The sequence below is a fragment of the Devosia sp. LjRoot16 genome, assembly GCF_964252795.1.
Lineage (GTDB): Bacteria > Pseudomonadota > Alphaproteobacteria > Rhizobiales > Devosiaceae > Devosia_A.
This window is the reverse complement of sequence record NZ_CAXUPH020000005.1, coordinates 372,213-384,615: the sequence shown is the minus strand read 5'-3', so window position 1 is coordinate 384,615 and position 12,403 is coordinate 372,213. Positions and strand designations below refer to the sequence as shown.

The window sequence follows — 12,403 nt, the reverse complement described above, 5'->3', positions numbered from 1 at the left end:
CCCTCAAACCAGAAATTAATGGCGTGGACGCTAATTTGCGAGGTGCTAAGAAACGCCTTATAGCCCGCCTATTGCCTTCTCTCCCGCCTTTTCAGGAGTCCTCCTTGCCCAATCGCGTGCGCACCGCCGTGTTCCCGGTTGCGGGTCTCGGCACCCGTTTCCTGCCCGCCACCAAGGCGATGCCCAAGGAAATGCTGACCGTGGTCGATCGCCCGCTGATCCAGTACGCGGTGGATGAAGCGCGCGAGGCGGGGATCGAGCACTTCGTGTTCGTCACCGGCCGCAACAAGGGCGTCATCGAGGATCACTTCGACCGGCAGTACGAGCTCGAGCACACGCTCGAGATCCGCGGCAAGACCGAGGCGCTGAGCGAGCTGCAGCAGGACCTGCCCTCGGCCGGCCAGACCAGCTTCACCCGCCAGCAGGAGCCGCTGGGGCTCGGCCACGCCGTCTGGTGCGCCCGCGAGCTGGTGGGCGACCAGCCCTTCGCGCTGCTGCTGCCCGACATGGTGTTCAAGGGCGTCCCCGGCGTGCTCCGGCAGATGATGGACGCCTACGAGACGAGCGGCGGCAACGTCATCGCCGTCGAGGAAGTGCCGATGGAAGATGTCTCGTCCTATGGTGTCGTGGCGCGTGGCGCCGGCCCGGACGAAGGCTTCCGCATCACCGGCATGGTGGAAAAGCCGAAGCGGGAGGACGCGCCCTCCAACCTGATCATTTCCGGTCGCTATATCCTCCAGCCGCAGATCTTCTCCCTGATCGCCGACCAGGAGCGCGGCGCCGGCGGCGAGATCCAGCTCACCGACGCCATGCAGACGCTGATGACCCAGCAGCGCTTCAGCGGCGTCAAGTACAAGGGCCAGTCCTTCGACTGCGGCTCAAAGCTCGGTTTCCTCACCGCCAACGTGGTGTTCGCACTCGACCGGCCCGACCTCTCCGAGGCGTTCCGCAAGCAGATCCGGCATCTGATTTAGAGTATCTCACCAACGGCGAGATGGCCCTCCTCATCACCTCCCCCACCGGGGTGTGCCCCACTCACCGGGTCATTCCCGCGAAATCGGGAACCTCTGTTTTGGTGCCTGCCGCACGATCGCAAACGGAGGTCCCCGCTTTCGCGGGGATGACACCGAGTTCTGGGGGACTTGCACAGCCTCGGTTCGCATACCGAGTGTCGGGGCAAATAGTGCAACGATATCGCGCAGCACTCTACCGGTGGAACTTTACCCCCACCGTCACCTGATGCTCGTCGGTGGCCGGCGCCGGGGTCTTCTCAGTCCTGAGGAAACTGTAATCGGCCGTAAGGTCGGTGTGCTCGTTGAGCAGGTAATCTGCCCCGACGCCAAAGCCCCAGTTGTACTCGTCGTTGTCGATGCCCTGGTAATGCGCCTCGCTCCACTGCGCATCGGCGCGCAGCTTCAGCCACGGGTTGACCAGGTAGTCGAGCTGACCGGTGGCGGCGTAGGTGAGCTTCGCCGTGGCGCCCGACGTGGTGCCCGGCTGCGAGATCGTCGTGCTGAAGGCGCCGGTCAGCGTCAGCGTCTCGTCCGGCCGAAACACCGCCTTGGCGTCGTACAGCACGGCCGAGAAATCGCTGAGCGAGCCATCGGTGAGATCGGTGTAGCCGAAGCCCAGTGAGCCCTCGAGTTCCAGCGTCTCGTTGAATTTGGCGCTGAGCCCACCACGACCGGCATAGGTGACGTTGTCGAGCTTCACCAGGAGGCTCGGCGAGGGCGCGTCATAGGCGAGGTATTCCGCTTCCACGTCGACAAAGGCGACAAGGCCGGGCGTCAGCTCGTAACCAAGCTGGGCGCCGGCGCCATAGGCCGTGGTGTTCTGGAAGCTGTTGTCGGCGGTCGAGTTGTCGTCATAGACGGTCTCGCCATAGACCTCGCGGCCGGCGCTGCCACGCACCGCCAGGTTGAACGCCCCGAGGTCACGCGCCGCGCTGACCTCGCCATCGCCGGACACGACGACCGGCGCGGAAGCGACGTTATCGGCATAGTCCGGGCCGTTTGCATCGTCCTGCGACACCTTGAGGTTGCCCCGCCCGGCGAGCGTTGTCAGCGCGTCGAGTTCATACTCACCCCCGGCCGTGCCGGTGATCGAGCCGATCCGGGCGCTGCCGTCGACCTCGTAGCCGAGCTCGCCGCTCAGCCCGACATCGTAGCCGCCGCGGATGGTCTCATGGGTCAGCGTCACGCTCGGTAGCGCGATCAGCTCATAGGTGGGACCGTCGCCGGTTCCCTCATCCTTGATGCCGCCGCGAAGGCCGAGGCTCCAGTCGAGCTCGAACGGTTCGTTCCCCCATTCATAGGGCGGCGTCGCGACGCAGTTGGCGCAGTCGATCGCCGGGTTACCGGTGAGATCGGCATTATTGGTCGCCGAGCCGTCGCCGAGCGGCGTGAACTCGCCCGCAGCAGCGGGAATCGCGAGCAGCGCCAGCGCCGCAGCGCTGACGGCCAAGCCGGCTTTCCTCGTTCGCATCTGCTGCACTGCCTCGGGCGATAATGGTCAACGAACCCTTGCAGCTTATGGTTAAGGAAACCTTGTCCGGGCGATCCTAAACAGCCTCGACCCTGAGCAGGGCCCCATCCGCCTCGATGATCCGGACGCGCGAGCCGGCCGCAAGATCGGGGCCTTGCACGCGCCACACGGTGTCATCGAGCGCGATCCGGCCGATCCCGTCACGGATCGGCTCGTCGAGCACCGCTTCCTGGCCGATGAAGCGGTTGGCGCGCTGGTTGAGGAACGGTCGGTCGGACGCCACTCCCGGGCCGCGGAACTTCAGCCACAGCCCGATACTGGCCAGCGCCAGGGCGCCGAAGATCACGAACTGCAGCGGCCAGAAAATGCTGACGAACAGCGCCAGCACCCCGGTGACCAGCGCCGCACCGCCGAGCCAGACCAGCACCCCACCCGGTACCACCAGTTCGAGCGCCAGGAGGATCAGCCCGGCCACCACCCAGGACCACGCCCCGTGGGTAGCAATGAAGTCGATGACCTGCATGTCTGCCTCCTCCGCTGGAGCGCTTTCAGGAAAAGTTGCAGACTTTTCCGGTTCGAAGCGCGACAAAACAAACCCAGTGCCGGTTAAGTGGTGGACGGTGGACGGCCGCCGACCGGCCGGGTGGCCGGCTTTTCGGCGCCGAAGGTTTCCTTGGCGATCTCGGCGATGCCGCCAAGGGCACCGATGACGCTGGCCGCCTCGACCGGCAGCATCAGGATCTTCTGGTTGGGCGACTTGGCGAGGCTTTCGAGCGCCTTGATGTAGTTGTTGGCGACGAAATAATTGATCGCCTGCACACTGCCCGAGGCAATGGCGTTGGACACCACTTCGGTGGCCTTGGCCTCGGCTTCGGCGGAACGCTCGCGCGCTTCCGCATCACGGAATGCCGCTTCGCGCCGGCCCTCGGCTTCCAGCACCTGGCTCTGCTTCTGGCCTTCGGCCTGCAGGATCGAGGCCTGCCGCTTGCCCTCGGCTTCGAGGATCAGCGCGCGCTTCTCGCGCTCGGCCTTCATCTGCCGGCCCATCGACTCAACCAGGTCCTTGGGCGGATCGATATCCTTGATCTCGATGCGGGTGATCTTGAGCCCCCACGGCTGCACCGCGGCATCCACCACTTTGAGCAGGCGCTGGTTGATCTCGTCGCGGTTCGAAAGCAGCTGGTCGAGATCCATCGAACCCATCACCGTACGGATGTTGGTCATGGTCAGGTTCTGCACCGCCAGCTCGAGCTGCGCCACCTCGTAGGCCGCGGCCGCGGCATCGAAGATCTGATAGAAATTGACGCCGTTGACGGTGACCGTGGCGTTGTCGCGGGTGATCACTTCCTGGTGCGGCACGTCGACCACCTGCTCCATCATGTTCATCTTACGGCCGACGCCATCGACGAACGGAATGATCAGGCTCAACCCGGGCTTCAGCGTGCGGATGTAGCGACCGAACCGCTCCACGGTGAAGTTGTAGCCCTGCGGCACCACCTTGGCGCCCGCGAACAGCACCAGCACCGCCAGTACGCCAAGCGCAATCAGTGTCAGGCTCAACCCGTCGAGTTCCAGAAAGTCCATCGTCTCGTCCCCTTCCATGCCCGACCCGTTGGCAAACATGTATGTGCCCGCCGGAGTCCGCGCAATGTCGAGCCCCCGAATCCGGTGGGAACACTCGGGTAGCAAATCCCGTTGAACCACAAAGCAATCGTTCGCGAGTTGACCCCATGCCTGCCACCCGTCCGATCTGGAAAGGCCAGTTGCGCCTCTCCCTCGTCTCGATCCCGGTCGAGATGTTCACCGCGACGAAGTCCGGCGCCAAACCGAGCTTCCGTCAGATCCACGAGCCGACCGGCAAGCCGATCCACTACGAGAAGGTCGTCGACGGCGTCGGTCCGGTGGAAAAGGACGAGATCCGCAAGGGCTTCGAGTACAACAAGGGCGACTATGTGCTGCTCACCGACGACGAGATCGACGCGGTGAAGCTCGAGACGCGCAAGACCCTCGAGCTGGTGCAGTTCGTCGACGAGGACGAGATCCCGCCGATGTATTTCGATACGCCCTACTATCTGACCCCGGCCGACGAACTCGCCGAAGACGCCTTTCGCGTGGTGCGGAATGCGCTGCGCAAGGCGAAGAAGGTGGGGATTGGACAGCTGGCGCTACGCGGCAAGGAGTACCTCGTTTCGATCAAGCCCTGCGGCAAGGGCATCCTGCTCGAGACGCTGCACTACGAGGATGAGCTGAAGAAGTCCGACAGCTTCTTTTCCGATATCCCCGCCAAATCCACCGACGACGACCTGCTCGATGTGGCGACGGCGCTGATCGAAAAGAAGACCGAGAAGTTCGACCCCAAGGCCTTCAAGGATCACTATCAGGCCGCCTTGCGCGAACTGATCCAACGTAAGCTGAAATCGAAGGGCCGCAGGATCACCACCGAGGTCGAGGAACCCTCACGCAGCCCGCGCGGCGACAACGTCGTCGACCTGATGGCAGCGCTGAAAAAGAGCCTCGAGGGCGGCAAGGCCAAGCCGGCTGCGACAGCGGCGCGCAAGGCTCCGGCCAAGTCGGCGCCGCGCAAGAAGGCGAGCTGAGATGGCCACCACCCCTAACGAGCAGCTCAAAGACTATCGGGCGAAGCGCGACTTCGCCAAAACCGCTGAACCTTCGGGGACGAAGGCCAAGCGCGCCAGGAAAGGCAATCCGCTGCGCTTCGTGGTGCAGAAGCACGACGCGACGCGGCTCCACTATGATTTCCGCCTCGAGCTCGACGGCGTGCTGAAGAGCTGGGCTATCACCAAGGGCCCCTCCACCAACCCGGCCGACAAGCGGCTGGCGGTGCGGGTCGAGGATCACCCGCTCGACTATGGCGACTTCGAGGGCACCATCCCCGAGGGCGAGTATGGCGGCGGCACAGTGATGCTGTGGGACGAAGGTACCTGGGAACCATCAGGCGATCCGCACGAGGGGCTCGACGGCGGTGACCTGAAGTTCACCCTCAAGGGCAAGCGGATGAAGGGCGAGTGGGTGCTGGTCCACATGAAGGGTCGCGACAACCAGACCAGGAACGGCACGCGCGAGAACTGGCTGCTGATCAAGCACCGTGACGATTATTCGACCGACACCGATGGGCTGACCGAGAAGTTCACCACCAGCGTCGAGACCGGCCGCGACCTCCCAGGCATCGCCAAGGGGAACAGGCCGCGCAAGAAACCAACGAACAAGGCGGCGAAGGCCGAGGCCGAACCCTCCGCCAAGGTGTGGACCGGTGGCAAAGCGGTGGCGCTGCCGGATTTTCGCGAGCCGCAGCTGGCGACGCTGGTCGAGGAGGTTCCCAGCGGCGACGACTGGCTGTTCGAGATGAAATATGACGGCTACCGCTGCATCGCCGCGGTTGCCGGCCCGGAAGTGCGGCTCTTCACCCGCAACGGCAATGACTGGACCCGGCAGTTCCAGCGCCTCGTTGCACCGCTGTCCAAGCTCACCAGGGGCTCGGCCCTGCTCGATGGCGAGATCTGTGCGTTCAAGGATGGCCGCTCCGATTTCTCGACCCTCAAGGACGCGTTGTCGAGCGGCGGGCCGCTGGTCTATTTCGTCTTCGACCTGCTCGAACAGGACGGCGAGAACCTCGAAAAACTGCCGCTGCTCGAGCGCAAGGAGCGGTTGCGGAAGCTCCTTGGGAAAACCAGGGGTGATGCGGAGGTCCAATATTCCGAGCATGTGCGCGGCCACGGCGACCAGGTGCTGAAGGCGATGTGCGACGCGCACCAGGAGGGGGTGATCGCCAAGCTCGCCGATGCACCCTACCGGCATGAACGCAGCCGCAGCTGGCTGAAGATCAAGTGCACCAACCGGCAGGAATTCGTCATCGGTGGCTGGCGCCCATCCGACAAGCACAAGGGTTTCGCCTCGCTGCTGCTCGGCACCTGGGAAGGCGGCAAGCTGGTCTATCGCGGCCGCGTCGGCACCGGCTTCACCCAAAAGAGCTCGGCCGAACTGCAGGCCGAACTGGACCAGCGGGCGCGCAAAACCCCGCCATTCGAAACCGTGCCGCGCGACATCGTACGGCGCGCCCGCTGGGTCGAACCGGAACTGGTCGGCGAGGTCGACTTCACCGAGTTCACCCCCGATGGCGTGCTGCGCCACCCCTCCTTTGTCGGCCTCAGGCAGGACAAGCCGGCGCGACAGGTGAAACTGGAAACCAAGCCGCCCAAGCCCGTGGCGACAAAGCGGAAATCAGCGGCTAAGCTCAAAGCCATGAAGCTCACCGACGACATGGGAATAGCCGTGGCCGAGCGGCTCGGCGTCCGGCTCACCAGCCCCGACCGCGAGGCGCTGCCCGATGGCGGCGTCACCAAGGGCCAGCTCGTCGCCTATTACGACGCGGTCGCCGAGCGCATGCTGCCCCATATCGAAAAGCGCGCGCTCAGCCTGGTGCGGGTGCCGCGCGGCAGCAAACCGTTCTTTCAGAAGCACGATACCGGCGGCTTCCCCGATACGATGAAGCGCGTCGCCATCGAGCTCAAGGAGAGCGACAAGGAGGATCATTTCTACGTCGTCGATCTCGCCGGCATCCTTGCCGGTGTGCAGATGTCGACGCTCGAGTTCCACATCTGGGGCAGCCATATCGATACGCTGGAAAGGCCCGACCGCATCATCTTCGATATCGACCCCGACGAAGGGCTCGACTTCAAGGTCACCCGCGAGGCGGCGCTCCATATCCGCGACGTGCTCGCTGAATGGGGACTCGAGAGCTTCCCGATGGTCACCGGCGGCAAAGGCATCCACGTCATCGCACCACTCAAGCCGGTGACCGAGTGGCCGCTGGTCAAACTGTTCTGCCGCACCTTCGCGCAGAAGCTCGAGGACAACGAACCCGATAGCTTCACCGCCAATATCCGCAAGGTCGAACGCAAGGGCCGGATGTTCGTCGATTACCTGCGCAACGAGCGCGGCGCCACGGCCATCGCCCCCTTCTCCACCCGGGCCCGCCCCGGCGCGCCCTGCGCCGTGCCGGTCGGTTGGGACGAACTGGAAACGATCAAGGCCGCCAACCTGTTCACGATCGAATCCGCCGCGGACAAAGCGCAGGAGGCCGATCCGTGGGTTGGTTATTTCGACCTGACCCAGTCGATCACCAAGGGCATGGTGGAGGCGGTGGCGGGGCCGCTGAAGGACCTGAAGCTCTGACTTCGGGGGCACTGAGTGCTCCCTCGCCGCCTTAGAGGCTCTGCAAGTCCCCCAAACTCGGTGTCATCCCCGCGAAAGCGGGGACCTCCGTTTGCGATCGTGCGGCAGGCACCAAAACAGAGGTTCCCGCTTTCGCGGGAATGACCCGGTGGGTGGGGCGCGGCCCTGCCTTACCGCATATGAACCTTCGCTGGGATGACATCGAGTTCCCGGACGAACCTGAGGCCAACCCTACACCCAGCCAGCCAGTTCCTTGCGGATCACGCTTTCCAGCATCATCATCCCCAGCTCGCTGTCATTGAGGCAGGGGATATAGGCATAGCGCTCGCCGCCGGCATGTTCGAACTGCTCGCGGCCGGTGATCGCGATCTCTTCCAGCGTCTCGATGCAATCGACCGAGAAGGCCGGGGCGACGACCGCGACCCGCTTCACGCCCTCTGCCGGAAGCGCCATCAGCGTGGCGTCGGTATAGGGCTCGAGCCACTTGGTCGGGCCGAACCGGCTCTGGAAGGTGACCTTGAGCTTGTCCTCGGACCAGCCCAGGTGCTCGCGCACCAGCCGTGTCGTCTTGAGGCACTGGCAGTGGTAGGGGTCGCCCGCCTCGAAATACTGCACCGGCATGCCGTGATACGAGGTGAGGATCACGTCAGGGGTAAAATCCAGCGCCGCGACCCCGTCGGCGATGCTTTGCGCCAGCGCCTCGATATAGGCCGGCTCATCGAAATAGGCCGGGAGCGTGCGCACCGCCGGCTGCCAGCGCAGCGTCTTCAGCGCATCGAACGCCTTGTCGTTGGCCGTCGCCGTCGTCGTTGCCGAATATTGCGGATAGAGCGGCGCCAGCAGGATCTTCTGGCACCCCGCCGCCTGCAGCGCTTCGATGCCCGATTTGGTGGATGGGTTGCCGTAGCGCATGGCGAAATCGACGATGATGTTCTTGCCCAGCCGCTCCTGCAGCTTGGTCGCCTGCTTGCGGGTGATGACGCGGAGCGGGCTCTCGTTGGCGTCCTTGTCCCAGATCCGGGCATAGTTCGCGCCGCTCTTCTGCGGCCGGGTACTGAGCACCACACCCTGCAGGATCGGCTGCCACAGCCATTGCGGGGACTCGATCACCCGCGGGTCGGAGAGGAATTCGCTGAGGTAGCGGCGCACCGACCAGTAGTCGGTGCCATCGGGCGTGCCCAGGTTGAGCAGCAGTACCCCCACTTTCGGTGTCGCGATCGCGGGGTGTCCGGCAGGAAGTCCGGTTGCCATGGGCTGGCCTGTAGTTTGGAAACGGTCTGTTGGCGCGCAACATAATCAGCAGCGCCCCGAACACAAGTGCAAGGGTGTCGCGGCGAGGCGGGTTTGTCGCGCGATCGTGCTAGAAACTGGCGAGCAGCAGCACCGCGCCAAAAGCAAACACCACCAGCGCCCCGCCGAGCTCCGCCCACCAGACAAGGCGGCTGCCGAGCTTGCCTTCGCTGCCCAGATAGCGGGTGGCAAAGCCCTTCGCCCCGACCGCCAGCACCGCCAGCGCCGAAACGGTGATCGCCGTGCCGAGCCCCATCAGGAACACTGCGGCAATGCCGGCAAGCAGGATGCCCTGGCTCAGCGCGAACACCAGCACCACCAGCGCTCCCGAACAGGGCCTGAGCCCAACCCCCAGCACCACGCCGAGCTGTTCGCGCCAGTCGCCGCCGGTCTGCTCGGCGGTCACCACGTGATGATGGCCGTGTTCATGATCATGATCATGATCATGATCGTGCTCGCCGTGGTCGTGCCCATAATGCGCGTCACCCGGCAGCCGGCCATAGGCGTCGAGCGCCGGGCCACCCGCCGGCTGCAGGCCGGTGCGAAAATTGAAGCTCTGCCCCCGCTCCAAGTCTTGTTTGCGAACATTGAGCAGCGCGTGTCTGGGCGCTTCGTCGGCATGCAGGTGCTGGTGCGCCTTGGCCGTCAGGTCCGGTCCGTGGTCGTGCGAATGCCCACCCCAGCCGAACAGTTTTCGCGCGATCAGCCACAGGCCAAGCAGCGCCACGAGGCCGTAAGACGCCTTCTCGATCCAGCCGACTGCCGTGCCCATGGCGACACTCGACAGCCCGAGGATCGCCGCGGCGACGCCGACGAACACCACCGCCACCAGAGACTGCATCATCGCCGCGGCAAAGCTCAGTCCGATGCCGCGGCGCACCTGCCGCTCGTTGGCCAGCATATAGGAGCCGATCACCACCTTGCCGTGCCCCGGCCCGGCCGCATGGAACACGCCATAGAGAAAGCTCAGCCCGCCCAGCACCCAGAAGGCCGTGTAGTCGGTCTTGAGTTTGCCGAGCGCCGCGGTCAGCGCCTGGTAGAAATCCGACTGCATCTGCGCGACCCAGCCGAGGAAACCGGTCTTGGGCAGCACGAACCCCGGCTCCGGCGGCGGGCCGCCGAACGGCAGCGCGGGCTTCGCCTCCGCCACCTGCGTCACGGCCTCGAGCGCCGTCGTCGCAGCGGCCGGCGCCGCGGCGTTCGAACAGTCGACGACGATAGCGCCCTGCGAGCCGCGCACTGCCGCCTCGAGTTCAGGCGGCAGCTTGGTCACATCGGATGGCAGATCGAACAGCCGCGCCTGCAGATCCGGCGATAACTCCCGCGGCGGCTCCAGGTGCACCGCGCAGCCGGCCGGAGCGTTTTCGAGCGTGATGTCGGCGGGACTGTGGAAGGTGATGGCCACATAGTATTCGGGGTCGGCGACAGCAATCTCGAGCTTGTGCTTGATTCGGTACGGCCCCTGCGGCTCGATGCCGAAACTCAGCGTCGAGCGGTTATCCGCGAACACGAACTTGGCGTCGTCCATCGAGGCGAAGGGCAATGATGACGCGGTCTCGCCGGCCGAGGTGTAAAAATTGTATTCCGCGAGACCCTTGATGTTCTCGTCGGCCAGCTCCTGCATCTCCTCGGACGAGGTGATGCCGTCATTATTGGTATCGAGCCCCTGGATCTGCCAGACCGAGAAGGCTTCGTCGAAGGTCCAGGCGTTCCTGATCTCGGTGAGTTCGCCCGCATCGTTGAAGACGATCGTCGCCTTGGCATCGATGAAGATATGCGGGTGGGCCTGAGCGGCGCCGATAAGACCGAGTGTGGCGGCCGCAGCCAGCGCCAGCTTGCGCAACAAACCCGTCATCGACGCCCCGTGCCCTATTTTGCCTACTTCACCGGATTGTCGGCGAACCAGGCGACCAGATGGTCGATCAGGGCGCGAACCTTGCCGGCAAGATGCCGCCGATGCGGATAGACCGCTTGCAGGCTCGGACCCTCGGGCATCCTGTCCTCGAGCACGCGAACCAGCCGCCCTTCGGCGATCAGCGGGTCAGCGAGGTAGGTCGGCAATACGGCGAACCCAAGGCCGGCGAGCGCCGCCTGCATGGCGGCCACCGGAGAATTCACCCGGGCCGGACCGGAGACATGCACCGAGACCGGCGTGCCGTTCTCGATGAAGCGCCACGAACTGTGCGACGGCATATTGGTATCGAGCACGCAGGGCATGTTGCGCAGCGCCTCGCCCGAGGTCGGCGTGCCGACCCGCTTGACGAGGCTCGGCGCGGCACAGATCACGTGCCGCATGTCGGAGATCTTGCGGGCGATCAGCGAGGAATCGGCCAGCGTCGAGATGCGGAGCGCCACATCGACGCTTTCCTCCACCAGGTCGACATAGCGATCCTCGAGGCGCAGATCGACCGACATCAGCGGGTTCCTGGCGATGAAGGCGAAGATCGCCGGCGCCAGCGTCGTCTCTCCGAGATTGCGCGGCGCCGATACCCGCACCAGCCCGCGCGGCTCGGCGGTCTGGTCCGAGATCGTCGCATCGAGGTCGTCGAGCTGCTGCAAGAGCTGGCTCGCCTCGCGGTAATAGGCTTCGCCGGCTTCGGTGAGGCTGAGCTTGCGGGTGGTCCGGTTCATCAACCGCACCCCCAGATAATCCTCGAGGTCGGTGACATATTTCGACAGCAGCGCCTTGGAGCGCCCGTGTTGCCGCGCCGCGGACGAGAAGCCGCCGGCATCGAACACCTGCACGAAGGCCCTGATGCGGGCGAGGTCCTGGCTCATGCGTTCCTGACCTGAACTGTGTAGACTGGCGGTGCTTCTGCCGAGCACCACCTCAGCCACGCATAAGTCATCCGCAAAGCCTGAACAATGCCGCCACTTGGTCTCTCTGAGATTAACGATAGGATGGGTCCCATGTCGCTCGATCCCGTCCTGAAGTCTATCTATCCACCCATGACCAAACCCGAAGCCCGTTCAACGCTTTACCGGCTGATCGAAGCCGGCCAGCTGGCCCACAAGGCGCTGCTGGTGCCGCTGCTCGATCGCGGACTGGAGGCAGGCGACGACGCCGTGATCTTCGTGCTGCATGCCGAGCTCGGGGCGAGCGAGGCGGCCCTCGCCGAGCACCTGGGGCTCGAGCCCGAAGCGCTGCAGCCCCGGCTGCAGCGGCTGATCGAGCGGGACATCGTGGCGCGCCAGGCCATCGGCCCGGACCTCACAGAAGGACTGGCCCTCACCGAACGCGGCGCCCGCATCCGCGAAGTACTGGCCGCCAACTGGGAGCAGCTCGAAGAAGCTCTGTTCGCCGATCTCGACACCAAGAAGCGCAAGGGCCTGACCAAGGCCCTGAAACGCTTCGTGGAACTGTTGCGGCTGGCTTGAGGCGCTGACAGCTGAGCGTGTGGCCACCCCCACCCTCATTCCCTCCCCACAAGGGGGA

The 12,403-nt window shown here is 64.8% G+C and carries 10 protein-coding genes; 4 read left to right on the top strand and 6 right to left on the bottom strand.

Annotated features, from left to right (window positions below; genetic code table 11):
- Positions 1-104: 104 nt before the first annotated feature.
- Complete coding sequence (galU, locus tag ACSQ23_RS23205) at positions 105-974, top strand: UTP--glucose-1-phosphate uridylyltransferase GalU (protein ID WP_436092073.1); 870 nt, start codon at positions 105-107, stop codon at positions 972-974.
- 232 nt (positions 975-1,206) lie between these two features.
- On the opposite strand, the gene ACSQ23_RS23200 is transcribed toward galU, so the two are convergent.
- The 3 genes from ACSQ23_RS23200 to ACSQ23_RS23190 form a co-directional block, all read right to left on the bottom strand.
- On the bottom strand, positions 1,207-2,463 hold the full coding sequence (locus ACSQ23_RS23200; protein ID WP_436092072.1) for an outer membrane beta-barrel protein: 1,257 nt from the start codon (positions 2,461-2,463) through the stop codon (positions 1,207-1,209).
- 97 nt (positions 2,464-2,560) lie between these two features.
- On the bottom strand, positions 2,561-3,007 hold the full coding sequence (locus ACSQ23_RS23195) for an NfeD family protein (protein WP_055882944.1): 447 nt from the start codon (positions 3,005-3,007) through the stop codon (positions 2,561-2,563).
- An 83-nt stretch (positions 3,008-3,090) separates the two neighbouring features.
- Positions 3,091-4,068 (bottom strand): SPFH domain-containing protein, encoded by a 978-nt coding sequence (locus ACSQ23_RS23190; RefSeq protein WP_055883302.1) that lies wholly within the window; start codon positions 4,066-4,068, stop codon positions 3,091-3,093.
- A 146-nt stretch (positions 4,069-4,214) separates the two neighbouring features.
- Here ACSQ23_RS23190 and ACSQ23_RS23185 point away from each other — a divergent pair, with 146 nt between their 5' ends.
- Together ACSQ23_RS23185 and ligD are read left to right on the top strand one after the other, a co-directional pair.
- On the top strand, positions 4,215-5,081 hold the full coding sequence (locus ACSQ23_RS23185) for a Ku protein (RefSeq protein ID WP_436092071.1): 867 nt from the start codon (positions 4,215-4,217) through the stop codon (positions 5,079-5,081).
- 1 nt (position 5,082) lies between these two features.
- A complete protein-coding gene (gene ligD, locus ACSQ23_RS23180; protein WP_436092070.1) occupies positions 5,083-7,677 on the top strand; it encodes a DNA ligase D in 2,595 nt (864 codons plus the stop codon).
- A 231-nt stretch (positions 7,678-7,908) separates the two neighbouring features.
- On the opposite strand, the gene hemH is transcribed toward ligD, so the two are convergent.
- The 3 genes from hemH to ACSQ23_RS23165 all read right to left on the bottom strand — a co-directional run bounded on the left by hemH (position 7,909) and on the right by ACSQ23_RS23165 (position 11,745).
- A complete protein-coding gene (hemH, locus tag ACSQ23_RS23175; RefSeq protein WP_436092069.1) occupies positions 7,909-8,928 on the bottom strand; it encodes a ferrochelatase in 1,020 nt (339 codons plus the stop codon).
- A 109-nt stretch (positions 8,929-9,037) separates the two neighbouring features.
- Entirely contained in the window at positions 9,038-10,822 is a 1,785-nt protein-coding gene (locus tag ACSQ23_RS23170; RefSeq protein WP_436092068.1) for a DUF1007 family protein, read from the bottom strand.
- A gap of 23 nt (positions 10,823-10,845) precedes the next feature.
- Complete coding sequence (locus tag ACSQ23_RS23165; RefSeq protein WP_055882936.1) at positions 10,846-11,745, bottom strand: LysR family transcriptional regulator; 900 nt, start codon at positions 11,743-11,745, stop codon at positions 10,846-10,848.
- Positions 11,746-11,877: 132 nt separating this feature from the next.
- On the opposite strand from ACSQ23_RS23165, the gene ACSQ23_RS23160 reads away from it, so the two are divergent.
- Complete coding sequence (locus tag ACSQ23_RS23160; RefSeq protein ID WP_055882934.1) at positions 11,878-12,345, top strand: MarR family winged helix-turn-helix transcriptional regulator; 468 nt, start codon at positions 11,878-11,880, stop codon at positions 12,343-12,345.
- The last annotated feature ends 58 nt before the right edge of the window (positions 12,346-12,403 follow it).

Bases quoted from the DNA above. Each gene is read 5' to 3' on its own strand.
- ACSQ23_RS23195 (WP_055882944.1), bottom strand. From the start codon at position 3,007: ATGCAGGTCATCGACTTCATTGCTACCCACGGGGCGTGGTCCTGGGTG.
- ACSQ23_RS23190 (WP_055883302.1), bottom strand. From the start codon at position 4,068: ATGGACTTTCTGGAACTCGACGGGTTGAGCCTGACACTGATTGCGCTT.
- ACSQ23_RS23185 (WP_436092071.1), top strand. From the start codon at position 4,215: ATGCCTGCCACCCGTCCGATCTGGAAAGGCCAGTTGCGCCTCTCCCTC.
- ligD (WP_436092070.1), top strand. From the start codon at position 5,083: ATGGCCACCACCCCTAACGAGCAGCTCAAAGACTATCGGGCGAAGCGC.
- hemH (WP_436092069.1), bottom strand. From the start codon at position 8,928: ATGGCAACCGGACTTCCTGCCGGACACCCCGCGATCGCGACACCGAAA.
- ACSQ23_RS23170 (WP_436092068.1), bottom strand. From the start codon at position 10,822: ATGACGGGTTTGTTGCGCAAGCTGGCGCTGGCTGCGGCCGCCACACTC.
- ACSQ23_RS23165 (WP_055882936.1), bottom strand. From the start codon at position 11,745: ATGAGCCAGGACCTCGCCCGCATCAGGGCCTTCGTGCAGGTGTTCGAT.
- ACSQ23_RS23160 (WP_055882934.1), top strand. From the start codon at position 11,878: ATGTCGCTCGATCCCGTCCTGAAGTCTATCTATCCACCCATGACCAAA.